The organism is Rhizobium sp. BK602, assembly GCF_014195095.1.
Classification (GTDB): Bacteria; Pseudomonadota; Alphaproteobacteria; order Rhizobiales; family Rhizobiaceae; genus Rhizobium.
Window position 1 is genome coordinate 151653 of record NZ_JACIBC010000006.1, and the last position, 14575, is coordinate 166227.

Here is a 14575-nt window from a genome sequence, read left to right on the forward strand (position 1 = left end):
CTGGCTGTGGCGCCATCTTCGGGGGTGTCGCGGCTTTTGAGGCTGAAGCTCGGTCGGCAGACGATTGCCAGGCTTGCCGCGAGCGGATTGAGGGGAGATCTTTTGCATGGCCGAACATCATACCGGACCGATCGAAACCGGTGCTCCTATGGATTACAAGGAGCATGAGAAAACCTATGACCGGTTCATCGTGGGTGCGAAGGTCGGAACGGGCATCATCGTCGCGCTCCTGATCGCGATGACGGCCGGCTTCTTCGGCCATGCCGGTTTCCTCGGCGGTCTCCTCATCTTCGTCGTTCTCTCCATCGCCAGCATCCTATTCGGGCGCTGACATTTCGTCGCGCTGATCGACGCCGGGCCTTCGGCCCGCGCCTTTTCTGGGATTCTGCAGGCTGTTGCGCCGCCGTTTCCGGTAGCGCTGTCGTTTGATGCGAGGGGATGTCGTTGGGCAATCTGGTTTTTGTCGCCAAGGAAACCGTGGCGGACGAGACGCGGGTGGCTGCGTCCGCGGAAACGGTGAAGAAGATGAAAGGCCTCGGCTTCGACGTCGTCGTGGAAGCGGGCGCCGGTGCCTCGTCGCGCATTCCGGACAGTGAATATGAGGCCATCGGCGCGCGTATCGGCGCCGCCAAGGATGCCAAGCGTGCCGACGTCGTCCTCAAGGTGCGGCGACCGACACGCAAGGAGATTGGCGGCTACAAGAGCGGTGCGATCGTTATCGCCATCATGGATCCCTATGGCAACGAGGCCGCGCTGGTCGAGATGGCGAAGGCTGGGCTGACGAGCTTTGCCATGGAGCTGATGCCGCGCATCACGCGCGCCCAGTCGATGGATGTGCTGTCGTCGCAGGCAAATCTCGCCGGCTACCAGGCCGTCATCGAGGCCGCTGCCGTCTATGACAGGGCGCTGCCGATGATGATGACGGCGGCGGGAACGGTGCCGGCGGCAAGGGTTTTCGTCATGGGCGCGGGTGTTGCCGGCCTGCAGGCGATCGCGACGGCACGGCGCCTCGGCGCACAGGTGTCGGCCACCGATGTGCGGCCGGCCGCCAAGGAGCAGGTTGCCTCGCTCGGCGCGAAATTCATCGCCGTCGAGGATGAGGAGTTCAAGGCGGCGGAAACGGCTGGCGGTTATGCCAAGGAAATGTCGGCCGCCTATCAGGCCAAGCAGGCGGCCCTCGTCGCCGAGCATATTTCCAAGCAGGATATCGTCATCACCACGGCCCTGATCCCCGGCCGCCCGGCGCCGCGGCTCGTCAGCCGCGAGATGCTGAGGGCGATGCGGCCCGGCGCCGTCGCGGTCGATCTCGCCGTCGAGCGCGGTGGCAATATCGAGGGCGCCGAGCTTGGGATCGTCGCCGATGTCGAAGGCGTCAAGGTGGTTGGCTATCCCAACATGGCCGGCCGCGTCGCGGCGAGCGCGTCTGCTCTCTACGCCAAAAACCTCGTCACCTTTCTCGAAACGATGGTGGACAAGGATAGCAAGAGCCTCGGGCTCAACCGCGCCGACGAACTGATCAAGGCAACGATGCTGACCGACGGCGGCGAGGTTGTGCATCCGAATTTCGTCGATCCCGATCAGGCGACGGTCAACAAGGGAGATGTCTAAATGGCCAGCCAAGCAATGGATCAGGCGCTCCAGCAATTGAACGACGCGGTTGCCGCCGTCACCACCGCCGCCGCGCAGGCGCCGGAGGCCGTCAGCGCCGCATCCGGCGGCGTGATCGACCCTTTCGTTTTCCAGCTTGCGATCTTCGTTCTGGCGATCTTCGTCGGTTACTATGTGGTCTGGTCGGTGACGCCGGCGCTGCATACGCCGCTGATGGCGGTGACCAACGCCATCTCCTCGGTCATCGTCGTCGGCGCCTTGCTGGCGGTCGGCATTTCCGCGAGCGGGCTTGCGACCGGCTTCGGCTTCGTGGCGCTGGTGCTGGTTTCGGTCAATATCGTCGGCGGCTTCCTTGTCACCCAGCGCATGCTGGCGATGTACAAGAAGAAAGACAAGTGAGGGCGGCATGCTGAGCAATATCGCGGCCTTTCTCTATCTCGTCTCCGGCGTGCTGTTCATCCTGGCGCTGCGCGGCCTGTCGCATCCGGCCACAAGCCGGCGCGGCAATCTCTACGGCATGGTCGGCATGGGGATTGCCATCGCCACGACGCTTGTGCTGGCGACGCCGTCCTTCGGCGGTTTCGTGCTCATCGTTCTCGGCCTTGCCATCGGCGGCGGGGCGGGAGCCTACATCGCTCGCGTCATCCCGATGACCTCGATGCCGCAGCTTGTCGCCGGCTTTCATTCGCTCGTCGGTCTTGCGGCCGTGCTGGTCGCCGCTGCGGCGCTCTATACGCCGTCTTCCTTCGGCATCGGCAATATCGGCTCGATCCATACCGAGGCCCGCGTCGAAATGGCGATCGGCGTCGCCATTGGCGCCCTGACCTTCACCGGCTCGATCATCGCTTTCCTGAAGCTCGACGGGCGCATGTCCGGCAAGCCGATCCTGCTGCCCTATCGTCATTTCATCAATGCCGGCCTGCTGGCGCTGATCCTGTTCTTCATCGTCGGCCTGGCGATCAGCGAGAGCCATTTCGATTTCTGGGCGATCGTCGTGCTGGCGCTGGCGCTCGGTGTGCTGCTGATCGTGCCGATCGGCGGCGCCGACATGCCGGTCGTCGTGTCGATGCTGAATTCCTATTCCGGCTGGGCGGCGGCCGGCATCGGCTTCACGCTCGGCAATCTGGCCCTGATCATCACCGGCGCGCTTGTGGGATCTTCGGGCGCGATCCTGTCCTACATCATGTGCAAGGGCATGAACCGCTCCTTCATCTCCGTCATCCTCGGCGGCTTCGGCGGCGAGGCGGCTGCCGGCGGCACCGACAACAGCGACAAGACCGTGAAGCTCGGTTCGGCGGAGGATGCCGCCTATCTGATGGCGAATGCTTCCAAGGTCATCATCGTGCCGGGCTACGGCATGGCGGTGGCGCAGGCCCAGCACGCGCTGCGTGAGATGGCCGACCGGCTGAAGGCGAACGGCGTCGAGGTGAAATATGCCATTCATCCCGTCGCCGGCCGCATGCCCGGCCATATGAACGTGCTGCTCGCCGAGGCCAGCGTTCCCTATGACGAGGTCTTCGAGCTCGAGGACATCAATTCGGAATTCGCCCAGGCCGACGTCGCCTATGTCATCGGCGCCAACGACGTCACCAATCCGGCGGCGCGCGACGACAAGACCTCGCCGATCTACGGCATGCCGATCCTCGATGTCGACAAGGCCAAGACCTGCCTCTTCGTCAAGCGTTCCCTCGGCTCCGGCTATGCCGGTATCGACAATACGCTGTTCTACAAGGACGGTACCATGATGCTGCTCGGCGACGCCAAGAAGGTGACGGAGGATATCGTCAAGGCGATGAACGAGTAGGACGATTTAAATTCGGGCCTATTTGACGAAATACGTAAAACACGTAAAATACGTAAAGTGTGTATTTCTAGAGAGTGCTGACATGGCTGGCGCATTGAAGGTTTCCGCAACCGAATTTTCACGCAGCTTCGCAAAATATCAGGATGAGGCGATCGCCGGTAAGGTCATCGAGATCACCAGTCACGGCCGCGTTGTCGGCGGTTATCTCTCCGCCAGTGAACTGGCGCATTATGAAATGTTGAAGCGCAGGGAACGCGAAGTTCTTGTCGTCGGCGAGCTTGACGACGAAACGATCACCGATATCGAGAACGCTCAATACGGTGTCGTGCCCAGGTGAGATATCCTCAGCCGGCGCCTGGTCTTGTCATTCGCTATGCATTTCTTTGGAGCAGTGAGCACGAGCGCGGTATCTATGAAGCGGCCAAGAATCGTCCCTGCGCAATCGTCCTGGCGACGAAGCTTGGCGATGCCGGCCATTTTCAAACGGTCGTGGTGCCGATAACGCATAGTGAACCTGAGCCTTCCGATCCGAGCGCATCGATAGAGATACCCCGTGAAATTTGTAGGCGGCTTGGTCTCGATGGTGAGAGGCATTGGGTTCGCATCACTGAACTCAACCGTTTCATATGGCCTGGCTATGATCTCCGGGAGCGGCCGGATAGGCCCGGCGTCATCGACTACGGCTTTCTGCCGGAGCCTTTCTTTGAAAAGATAAGGACGGCGATTGTCGAGCGAAACAGGGTACTGAAACTCCGGTTCACACCGCGGGACGAGTAGTCACGGACCTCACGCCCGCTCGCGTTCGCGCTCCATGGTGCTGCGCAGCGCCGTCAGTTCCCAGACGAGGCCCGTAGACCTGAAGTCGATCTCGACGTTGCCGCCAAAGGCGGAGGCGGCGTGGGCCTTGGTGACGGTGGTGCCGAAGCCGGTGAGCGTTGGCGGCTTGACGGTCGGGCCGCCGCTTTCCGTCCAGGTGAGCCGGATCGTCGGCCCGATCTCTCCGATTTCGCTTGTCCATGCGATGGCGATCTTCCCCTCGGGGGCGGAAAGCGCGCCATATTTTACGGAATTCGTCGCCAATTCGTGCAGGACCAGGCCGAGATTCTGCACGGCCTCCGGCTTCAGCAGGAAATCCTGGCCGTTGACGTCGAGCTGCTGTGGCCCCTGCAGGAAGGTGGCGAGATGGATATCGATCACCCGCTTCAGGGACACGCCGGTCCATTGTTCGCTGGTCAGCACCTCGATCGAGCGTGCCAATCCTTCCAGCCGATCCGCGACGGCGCGCTGGAAGGTATCGACGCTGTCGGTCTGCCGGGCGAGCTGACGGGTCATGGCCTGGGCCAGCGCGAGCAGGTTCTTCGTGCGGTGGACAAGCTCGTGCATGACGAAATGCAGCCGGTCTTCCGTCTCGCTGCGGTCGAAGGACGCGTTGGACAGGGCGACGGAGACTTGATTGGCCTCGATGACGCTGGTTTCGACCGGCGGGACGATCTCGCCGCGGCCCATCCGGTTCGCCATGTCGGCGATGCTCTGTATGGTGGTGCGCACCTGCCGGGCGAGCGCATAGACGGCGATCAGCGCCACCAGGAGCAGGGTGACGCCGCCATAGATCAGGAAGCGCCATGTGCTCATCAGCGATTCCTGCGCCGAGGCGACAGGTCCCCAGACCACGGCCTTCCAGGACCAGCCGGGAATCTGCGCATAGCCGAGCAGCGAATGCGGCAGGACTTTTTCATCCTGGTAGACGCCGCTGGAAGCGATCAGTTTTGGCAGGATATCCTTGTTGAACGGATCGCCGGGAGAATGGTTGGCCGGGCCGCTGGCGGCGACGATATGGCCGGAACTGTCGATGACGGCGGCCGACCAGCCGGGGGCGAGGGCATCGGTCGTCACGAGCTTGGCGAGTTCGTCGGCATCCTGCGTCATGGCCAGCGCCGCGCCGGCGGGCGAATGATCGAGCGGCAGGGTGACGTTATAGACCCATCGGTGGATGTTCGAGCCGACGAAGACGTCGGAGGCTTCGATGCGGCCCGAATCGAGCGCCGATTGCAGGGCCGGCATATTGCCGGTCTTGCCGAGCGGCTTGCTGAGCGGCCAGCGCGTATTCAGCCGCATCTGGCCGTCCCTATCCATGAGCAGGACGAACAGCGAATCGGTGCGCAGCACCGTCTCCGTGCGGTAGAAGAAGGTGGCGATATCGTTGTGTTCCAGCTCCGGCGAGGAGGACAGCAGCCGCAGCGTCGTCGCCATGTCCTGCAATTGCCGGTCGATGGTGCGGGCCAGCGCCTGTGCATCCTGCACCGTGTCGCGTTTCAGCACGTCGCGCTCGTTATTTTCGAGCTGAACCAGCAGCAGCGCCACAAAGGCCAGGATCGGCAAAGCGATCGCCAATGCGATGGCGATCAAATAAGCCCCAATCGAAGCCCTCGGGAAGCGCAGCTTTTTCATAACGCGATCAACCGATCGGACCACCATACGGTTCGAACACGTCAGCGAAAGCAGCAATCATGGTTCTCGTCATCAAGCCCAGCGCCCCCATGCCTTTGCCCAACCGGCATGTTCTCGAAAGCGTCATCGTAGGGCTGGGTGAATCCTGTTGCAACATACGAAAAGTCATCGCCGCGAAATCGTAAGTGACGCCGGACGCTCCGGATGCATGTGCGGTCGACTTGAGGTTGTTTCGGTTGATATCATTCGCCTGTCTTTGCGAAGCGCGACAGGCGGAATGGCGCAAGCTCTGCACGGGACTGGGCGCCGATGATTTCTTCCGACGCCAGCAGCCCGACGATCGGCGCCAGCGTAACGCCAGAATGCAGGACGGCAAGGTAGAGGCCGGGCACGCCATCCACGCCGCCGATGATCGGAAAGCCGTCCTTCGGGGTCGGACGGTAGCCGATCGTGTGAAAATCCAGTTCGAGCCCGTCACTGCCGTGCAGCATGGATCCGACCTTGGCGAGGAGATCTTCGGCGGCCCGTTGCGGGTTGATGCCGGGATCGGTGCCGCCGAAATCGCTGCCGGCGATGATGCGGCCTTCCAATGTCTGGCGCATATGCAGCCCCGGCGCCATCACCAGGCCGTTCAGCAGCCGGGGTGCGGGGCGGGAATGAGCGATGAGGCCCGGCGGTGTGTCCAGCGGCACGTCGACGCCGGCGGACGCGGCGAGCGGCACGATGCCGGCACCGGCAGAGAGGACGACGTGATCGGCGAGCAGCGGGCCATCCGCCGTTTCGACGCCGACGACCCTGTCATTGGTCTGCAGAAGCCGCGTCACCCTGGTGCCGTAGGATAGCGTCGCGCCGTGGCGGACGGCGTCTTCCAGCAGCAGGTTGGCGGCGGCAACGGGTTCGACGGCGCCTTCTTCGGCGACATGCACGGCGAAAGCGGGCGGATCGGCGAGATTGGGTTCGATGGCGGCAATCGCGGCGTGGTTGACCGGCTGTATGTCATAACCCCAGCCGTGATGCTGCGCGAGATAGGCGTCCAGCTCGGCCTCCGGCATATCCCAGCAGAGGCTGCCGCACCAGGATAGCGGCAGGCCCGGAACCTCCCTTGCCAATCGCGACCATTCGGCCATCGAGCGATGGCGGAGGCGGAAATAGAATTCGGGATTGCCCCAGCTCGCATTGATCCAGGAGAAGGAGTTCGGCGTGGCCTCGCCTCCGGCCTTCTCGGCGATCACGGTGACGGATGCGCCTTTGCGGGCCAGATGCCAGGCGATGGAGGCGCCGATGATGCCGGCGCCGACGACAATGATTTTCCTGGGGATTTTCTGGGAGGAGGGCATGTCGCTTGTCTCGTTCGAAGGTGGGGCGGGCCGAGACTATGCGCTGCAAGGCGCAAAGAAAAGCCGCCGGGCGAATGATCGCCGGGCGGCCCACCACTTTGATACTATGTCGAAATATCAGGCGCCGGTGCTGACGCGCGCCAGGCCATCGCGGGCCGGCTGATAGTTCGGGTCGAGATTGACGGCGTGCTGATAGGAGCGGCGCGCCTTGGCCTTGTCGCCGCGGCGCTCATACACGAACGCCTGGTTCGCCCAGGATTCGGCAACCTTGTTGTCGAGATCGATGGCGTGGTTGAAATCGGCAAAGGCGTTGTCGTCGTCGTTCTGCGCGAGATAGGAGATGCCGCGGCTGTTGTAGGGCTCGGGCGAATTCGGCGAAAGCGAGATCGCCTTCGAGAAGTCGTCGATCGCCTTGTCCTGCTGATTGCGCTTCTGATAGATCACGCCGCGGCCGTTATAGGCGCGTCCGTCCGTCGTTCCGAGGCTGATCGCCTTCGAATAGTCGTTGAAGGCGTCGTTGTCGCGGCCGGACTGGCGATAGAGATTGCCGCGGCCGATATAGGCGACATCGTAATTCGGGTTGATCTGCAGCGCGGCATTGTAGTCCGCGACCGCTTCCGGCAGCTTGCCCATGTTACGGTAGACCAGCGCGCGGTTGGCATAGGCCTGGTAGAACTTCGGATTGAGCTGGAGCGCCTGGTTGAAGTCGGCAAGCGCGCGGCTGAATTCGCCGCCGCGGCCATAGGCGGTGCCGCGGACGTTATAGCCTTCCGGATCTTGCGGATTGGCGTTGATGACCGATGTCAGCGAGGCGATGTTTTCCGAGGAGCCTTGCGCCTTGTCGATGCGGATGACCGTATCGGTGGAGGCGGTCTGGCAGCCGGAAAGGCCGATCGCAGCGAGAAGCGCCAGAGCTGGCAGGGCAGCAGCGCGCTTCGAAACAAAGGAGGTGAGGTTCGAAGTGCGGAACTGTTCGGACGTCGTGATTGCCATTATCGGGTTCGCTTTCCCCATGCGTCATATCAGGCTGTTCTGATTTAATCTCATTTGCAGGGAGAATAAATCAAAAAGGCGGCGGCGAACGACTCGCCCCCGCCACACATGCATCTGAAAACGTCGAAAAAACGACGATTAGCGTGCAACCAGGCCTTCACGCTGTGCACGCTTGCGTGCCAGCTTGCGAACACGGCGAACGGCTTCAGCCTTTTCGCGCGCACGCTTCTGCGACGGCTTTTCATAGTAGTCGCGCATCTTCATTTCGCGGAAAATACCTTCGCGCTGCATCTTCTTCTTGAGAGCGCGGAGAGCCTGGTCGACATTGTTATCGCGGACAAGTACCTGCACGAGAATCACGTTCCTTTGGTTTGGTTGATGCCAGCGGCAACTGCAGCGCCAGGAGGCAAAAATATAACGTTCGCGCGGCCGCAGCCTTGCGATTGGTTAGGCGAGATATCAGATCGGTTTGTCAAAGTCTAGCCAGATCGTGAGTTTGCAGAGGAAAAACCGGTTTGTCGAGCGTGGAAATGAGCCGCAATGCCCTTTGTGCCGCGGCGTGGCGGCCGGAGGCGGCGTTGACTCCGCATATTTTGCGACATTGACATGCTTGTGCAAAGATTCCGGATCACGGTTGTTCATGCCCATGGCGAGTTGTGCCATTCCGGCAATCGGCTGGGATAGAAGAGGGGGAACGCTTCATGAAATTCATTGGTCTTGCCGCCGCCGGAAGGTCGCTTGCGGCGGTATTGCTCGCTCTTGGCTTGCTCGCCACGACATTCGCACCCGTCGCCGCCGGCGAAGTCCGCCTCGGCAAGAATGTCCATATCGGCGGTCACGACTTCTCCAACCAGACCTTTAACAGCAAGCGTCGGGCAAGAATCTATATTTACGACCGCAAGCCGCGGAAAGAAGGCTGCATGTGGCGCAAGGACGGTCGTGGTGGCCGGGTGAAGATTTGCCACTTGCAGCGTAAATAGGGCCGTGAAAAAGCGAGATGCGGGCCGTCCGGCCAAGCGCGATTCTCAACCGTGTCGAAAGACGGTCGTGAATGCGTCGCAAAAGAGCCGTTGTGTCGGTTTTTGATCTGCGATTTGTATGACCCACAAGAAGGGCTCTGGCCTGAAGGAGTTGAGGGCGAATGCGTAAATACTCGGTTTTTGCCGTGGCACGGGAAGCGATGCGGGCTCACAAGGGCTGGGAAGCCCAATGGACCTCGCCGGAGCCGCGCAAGGAGTATGACGTCATCATCATCGGCGGTGGCGGCCATGGTCTGGGTGCGGCCTATTATCTGGCCAAGGAGCATGGCATCACCAATGTCGCCGTGCTGGAAAAGGGATGGCTGGGCGGCGGCAATACCGGCCGCAACACCACCATCATCCGCTCGAACTATCTCTATGAAGAGAGCATGCACATCTACGAGCATTCGATGAAGCTCTGGGAAGGGCTGTCTCAGGATCTCAACTACAACGTCATGTATTCGCCGCGCGGCGTGATGATGCTGTCGCATAATGTGCATGACCAGCAGTCCTTCAAGCGGCATATCCACGCCAACCGTCTCTACGGCATCGACAATGAATGGCTGACGCCGGAGCAGGCAAAGGCTTATTGTCCGCCGCTCGATATTTCGAGCACGGCGCGTTATCCGATCAATGGCGCCGCCCTGCAGCGTCGCGGCGGTACGGCGCGTCACGACGCGGTCGCCTGGGGCTTTGCCCGCGCGGCGTCCGATCGCGGCGTGCATATCATCCAGAATTGCGAAGTGACCGGCATCCAGCGCGGGCCGGACGGCCGCGTCACCGGTGTCGAGACGAATCGCGGTTTCATCGGCGCCAAGAAGATCGCCGTTTCCGCCGCCGGCCACACCACCGTCGTCATGCAGATGGCCGGCGTGCGCGTGCCGCTGCAATCGAGCCCGCTGCAGGCGCTGGTGTCCGAACCGCTGAAGCCGATCTTCCCCTGCGTCGTCATGTCGAACACGGTGCATGCCTATATCTCGCAGTCCGACAAGGGCGAGCTCGTCATCGGCGCCGGCACGGACCAGTATAATTCCTACAGCCAGACCGGCGGCCTGCAGATCATCACCCATACGCTGGATGCGATCTGCGAGCTCTTCCCGATGTTCCGGCGCGTCAAGATGATGCGCTCCTGGGGCGGCATCGTCGACAATACGCCGGACCGTTCGGCGATCCAGTCGAAGACGCCGGTGCCGGGGCTCTATGTGAACTGCGGCTGGGGCACGGGCGGTTTCAAGGCGACGCCGGGTTCGGCCAACCTGTTCGCACATCTGATCGCCCGCGACGAGCCGCACAAGTTCAATGCCGGGCTGACGCTGGATCGCTTCCGCACCGGCCGTCTGATCGACGAGGCGGCGGCTGCCGCCGTGGCGCATTGATGCCGGCTCTGGCGTTGCACCCGGCCTCCAGGCACCGGTCTCCGGTGCCGAGCTTCAACATTTAGGTAGAAAACGATGCTGCTGATTTATTGCCCCTATTGCGAGGAAGAGCGTTCGGAACTGGAATTCCGCAACGCCGGCGATGCGCATATCGTGCGGCCGGAAAACATTGCCGCGATCTCCGACGAGGAGTTCGAGGAATATTTCTTCCTGCGCGACAATCCGAAGGGACTGATCTTCGAGCGCTGGCGGCATATCCATGGCTGCGGCCGCTTCTTCAACGCGGCGCGCGACACGGTCAGCGACCGTTTCTATCGCACCTACAAGGCCGGCGAGCCGAAGCCGGAACTTTCGACGCTGCTGCCGGCGGCTCATGAACCGGTGGCGCAGGAACACAATGCGCCGGAACTGGCGGCACAAGAAAAGGGAACTGCAGAATGAGCGGCGCCAATCGTATCGCGGGCAAGGGCCGTCTGACGCCGGCGAGAACCGCCCGCTTCACCTTTGACGGCAAGAGCTACACGGCGCTGGAGGGCGACACCGTCGCCTCGGCGCTGCTGGCCAACGGTGTTCACCTCCTCGGCCGTTCGTTCAAATATCACCGTCCGCGCGGCATCCTGTCGGCCGGCGCCGAGGAGCCGAACGCGCTGCTCGACATTTCCCGCGACGCGGCCCGCCGCCAGCCGAACGTGCGCGCCAGCGTGCAGGAGGTGTTCGACGGCATGAAGGCGCAGTCGCAGAACCGCTGGCCGTCGCTTGCCTTCGATATCGGCGGCATCAACAATGCGCTGTCGCCCTTCTTCGCCGCCGGCTTCTACTACAAGACCTTCATGTGGCCGAAGGCGGCCTGGAAGCACGTTTACGAGCCCTTCATCCGCCGTGCCGCCGGTCTCGGCGTCGCGCCGACGGAAGGGGACCCGGATCATTATGCCAGCCGTTACGCTCATTGCGACGTGCTGGTGGTCGGTGCGGGCGTTGCCGGTCTTGCGGCGGCGCTGGCCGCGGCGGAAGCCGGCGCCAAGGTCATTCTTTGCGACGAGCAGGCGGAAGCCGGCGGCGCGCTGCGCTTTGATACGGGCGTGAAGATCGACGGCGCCGAAGGCTATGCCTGGGCGCAGGGCGTCATCGCCAAGCTGAGCGCGATGGACAATGTGCAGGTGCTGACCCGCACGACCGCCTTCGGTTATTACAACCACAATTTCGTCGGTCTGGCCGAGCGCGTGACCGATCATCTGGCCAAGCCGGACCACGATTTGCCGCGCGAGCGGCTGTGGCAGGTGCGCGCCAAGCGCGTCATCCTGGCGACGGGTGCGATCGAGCGCCATATGGTGTTCCCGAACAACGACCGGCCGGGCATCATGCTGGCGTCCGCCGCCCGCACCTATCTCAATCACTACGGCGTCGCCGTCGGGGCCAAGATCGGCGTCTATACGGCGCATGATTCGGCTTACGAAGCAGCCTTCGACCTCAAGCGTGCCGGCGTTTCCATCGCCGTTATCGTCGATAGCCGCGTTCGCCCCGGCGAGGCAGTTGCCGCCGAGGCCAAGCGGCTTGGGATCGAGGTACTGAGCGACTATGCCGTGGTCGACACCGCCGGCAAACTCAGGATTTCCTCGATCACGGTGGCGCGCAACGGCAGCCGCGCTTCGCGCAAGATCGCGGTCGACGCGCTGCTGGTATCGGCCGGCTGGACGCCTTCCGTGCATCTGTTCTCGCAGTCGCGCGGCAAGCTGAAGTTCGAGACCGAGAAGCAGCGCTTCCTGCCCGGTACCTATGTGCAGGATTGTCTCTCGGTCGGTGCCTGCAACGGCACGGACGGCCTGCAGGCGGCGATCGAGGAATCGCTTGCCGCCGGCGAGCTGATGGCGAAGGCCGCCGGCGCCGATGGCGAGGGCAAGATCTCGCTTCAGGCCGAACAGGCCTTCGAATGGACCGGCGGCATGATCGGCGCGGCCGAAGGGGCCGGACCGGAGACCAGCGCCAAGGCCTTCGTCGATTTCCAGCATGACGTCTGCGCCAAGGATATCCGTCTTGCCGTGCGCGAGGGCATGCATTCGATCGAGCATATCAAGCGCTTCACCACCAACGGCATGGCCTCCGATCAGGGCAAGCTTTCCAACATGCACGGTCTGGCGATTGCCGCGGAGATGCTCGGCAGGGACATTCCGAAGGTCGGCCTCACCACCTTCCGCGCGCCCTATACGCCGGTGACCTACGGTACGCTGATCAGCCATTCGCGTGGCGCCCTCTTCGACCCTGCGCGCAAGACGCCGATGCATGGCTGGGAAGAGGCACATGGCGCCATCTTCGAGGATGTCGGCAACTGGAAGCGCGCCTGGTTCTATCCGCGCGCCGGCGAGACCATGCACGAGGCGGTCAACCGCGAGTGCCGCACGGCGCGCGAGGTGGCCGGCGTGTTCGACGCATCGACGCTCGGCAAAATCGAGGTGGTCGGTCCGGACGCCGCCAAGTTCCTGAACCTGCTCTATACCAATGCCTGGGATACGCTGAAGCCCGGCCGCTGCCGCTACGGCATCATGACCCGCGAGGACGGCTTCGTCTATGACGACGGCGTCGTCGGGCGTCTGGCCGAGGACCGCTTCCATGTGACGACCACGACCGGCGGCGCGCCGCGCGTGCTGCATCATATGGAGGACTATCTCCAGACCGAATTCCCGCATCTGAAGGTTTGGCTGACGTCGACCACGGAGCAATGGGCCGTCATCGCCGTGCAGGGTCCGAAGGCGCGCGAGATCATCGAGCCGCTCGTCGAGGGCCAGGATCTCTCCAACGAGGCCTTCCCGCATATGAGCGTGGCCGAGTGCAAGGTCTGTGGCGTGCCGGCGCGGCTGTTCCGCGTCTCCTTTACCGGTGAAGTCGGCTACGAAATCAACGTACCGGCCGATTACGGCCAGGCCGTCTGGGAAGCAGTCTGGGCTCGCGCCGAACCGCTCGGCGCCTGCGCCTACGGCACCGAGACCATGCACGTTCTGCGCGCCGAGAAGGGCTATATCATCGTCGGCCAGGATACGGACGGCACGGTGACGCCCGATGATGCCGGGCTTTCCTGGGCTGTTTCCAAGAAGAAGCCGGATTTCGTCGGCATTCGCGGCCTGCAGCGCCCCGATCTGGTGAAGGAAGGCCGCAAGCAGCTGGTCGGCCTCGTCACCCGCGATCCGAAGGTGGTGCTGGAGGAAGGCGCGCAGATCGTCGCCGATCCGAACGAGCCGAAGCCGATGACCATGCTCGGCCATGTCACTTCGTCTTATTGGTCGGAAAATCTCGGCCGCTCGATCGCCTTCGCGCTGGTTGCCGGTGGGCGCGAGCGTATGGGCAAGACGCTCTACGTGCCGATGCCCGACAAGACGATTGCTGTCGAGGTGACGGATCTGGTGTTCTTTGACAAGGAAGGAGGCCGGATCAATGGCTGATATCGCAACCCGCAAATCGCCGCTTGCCGGCCGCCATGGCGGCTCCGCGGTCGTCCGCCTGACGCCTGCCGCGCCGGCAAGCCGCATTTCGCTGCGCGCTCCGGCCGATTCGGTCGCCGGTCTCTCCAAGGCGCTCGGCCTGACGCTGCCGACGCGGCCGAAGACTTCGGCGAGCGCCAACGGCCGTCACGCCCTCTGGCTCGGCCCGGACGAATGGCTCGTCATCGATGAGAGCGGCGCCGAGCTGGTCGGCCTTGCCGCCTCCTCGGGCGTGCTGCATTCGGCGACGGATGTCTCGCACCGCAACACGGCGATCATCGTCTCTGGCCCCGGCGCGGAAGCGACGCTCTCCGGCGGCTGCCCGCAGGATCTGTCGATCGCGGCTTTCCCCGTCGGCGCCTGCTCGCGCACGCTGTTCGGCAAGGCGGAAGTGGTGCTGCTGCGCCTGGATGCCGAGACCTTCCGTGTGGAAGTCTGGCGCTCCTTCTCCAGCTATGCTTTCGGTCTGCTTGCCGAAGCGGCGGAGGATGCGGACAATACCTTCTCCGCTTGAGGGGAG

At 63.0% G+C, this 14575-nt stretch carries 14 protein-coding genes; 10 read left to right on the forward strand and 4 right to left on the reverse strand.

The genetic code is table 11. The features are described 5' to 3' along the window. The first annotated feature begins 106 nt into the window (after nt 1-106). From FHX11_RS19880 to FHX11_RS19900, 5 genes are all read left to right on the forward strand, one after another. On the forward strand, nt 107-331 hold the full coding sequence (locus FHX11_RS19880; RefSeq protein ID WP_184359775.1) for an aa3-type cytochrome c oxidase subunit IV: 225 nt from the start codon (nt 107-109) through the stop codon (nt 329-331). 113 nt (nt 332-444) lie between these two features. Further along, nucleotides 445-1608: a Re/Si-specific NAD(P)(+) transhydrogenase subunit alpha gene (locus FHX11_RS19885; RefSeq protein ID WP_184359777.1), complete on the forward strand. Its 1164-nt coding sequence runs from the start codon at nt 445-447 to the stop codon at nt 1606-1608. Further along, the gene (locus tag FHX11_RS19890) at nt 1609-2007 is read left to right on the forward strand and encodes an NAD(P) transhydrogenase subunit alpha (RefSeq protein ID WP_184359779.1); all 399 of its coding nucleotides are present in this window, start codon (nt 1609-1611) and stop codon (nt 2005-2007) included. 10 nt (nt 2008-2017) lie between these two features. Continuing rightward, the gene (locus tag FHX11_RS19895) at nt 2018-3412 is read left to right on the forward strand and encodes an NAD(P)(+) transhydrogenase (Re/Si-specific) subunit beta (RefSeq protein WP_184360651.1); all 1395 of its coding nucleotides are present in this window, start codon (nt 2018-2020) and stop codon (nt 3410-3412) included. 82 nt (nt 3413-3494) lie between these two features. Next, nucleotides 3495-3749, forward strand: a complete 255-nt coding sequence (locus tag FHX11_RS19900) for a hypothetical protein (protein WP_184359781.1) — start codon at nt 3495-3497, stop codon at nt 3747-3749. 449 nt (nt 3750-4198) lie between these two features. Here FHX11_RS19900 and FHX11_RS19905 read toward each other — a convergent pair whose 3' ends face one another. From FHX11_RS19905 to rpsU, 4 genes are all read right to left on the reverse strand, one after another. Next, entirely contained in the window at nt 4199-5860 is a 1662-nt protein-coding gene (locus FHX11_RS19905) for a sensor histidine kinase (RefSeq protein ID WP_184359783.1), read from the reverse strand. Between the two features lie 242 nt (nt 5861-6102). Then, nucleotides 6103-7197, reverse strand: coding sequence for an FAD-binding oxidoreductase (locus tag FHX11_RS19910; protein ID WP_184359785.1), 1095 nt, complete (start codon nt 7195-7197; stop codon nt 6103-6105). A gap of 117 nt (nt 7198-7314) precedes the next feature. After that, nucleotides 7315-8190, reverse strand: coding sequence for a tetratricopeptide repeat protein (locus tag FHX11_RS19915; protein WP_184359786.1), 876 nt, complete (start codon nt 8188-8190; stop codon nt 7315-7317). A gap of 138 nt (nt 8191-8328) precedes the next feature. Then, nucleotides 8329-8541, reverse strand: coding sequence for a 30S ribosomal protein S21 (gene rpsU / locus FHX11_RS19920; protein ID WP_003585885.1), 213 nt, complete (start codon nt 8539-8541; stop codon nt 8329-8331). Nucleotides 8542-8891: 350 nt separating this feature from the next. Here rpsU and FHX11_RS19925 point away from each other — a divergent pair, with 350 nt between their 5' ends. The 5 genes from FHX11_RS19925 to FHX11_RS19945 all read left to right on the forward strand — a co-directional run bounded on the left by FHX11_RS19925 (nt 8892) and on the right by FHX11_RS19945 (nt 14569). Continuing rightward, nucleotides 8892-9170: a hypothetical protein gene (locus tag FHX11_RS19925; protein WP_184359788.1), complete on the forward strand. Its 279-nt coding sequence runs from the start codon at nt 8892-8894 to the stop codon at nt 9168-9170. Nucleotides 9171-9331: 161 nt separating this feature from the next. Beyond that, complete coding sequence (locus FHX11_RS19930; protein ID WP_184359790.1) at nt 9332-10585, forward strand: sarcosine oxidase subunit beta family protein; 1254 nt, start codon at nt 9332-9334, stop codon at nt 10583-10585. 75 nt (nt 10586-10660) lie between these two features. Then, entirely contained in the window at nt 10661-11026 is a 366-nt protein-coding gene (locus FHX11_RS19935; RefSeq protein ID WP_184359792.1) for a sarcosine oxidase subunit delta, read from the forward strand. Beyond that, nucleotides 11023-14016 (forward strand): sarcosine oxidase subunit alpha, encoded by a 2994-nt coding sequence (locus tag FHX11_RS19940; RefSeq protein WP_184359794.1) that lies wholly within the window; start codon nt 11023-11025, stop codon nt 14014-14016. The genes FHX11_RS19935 and FHX11_RS19940 overlap by 4 nt, the downstream gene beginning before the upstream one ends. Next, entirely contained in the window at nt 14009-14569 is a 561-nt protein-coding gene (locus tag FHX11_RS19945) for a sarcosine oxidase subunit gamma (protein ID WP_184359795.1), read from the forward strand. Before FHX11_RS19940 ends, FHX11_RS19945 begins: the two co-directional genes overlap by 8 nt. Nucleotides 14570-14575: the final 6 nt, after the last annotated feature.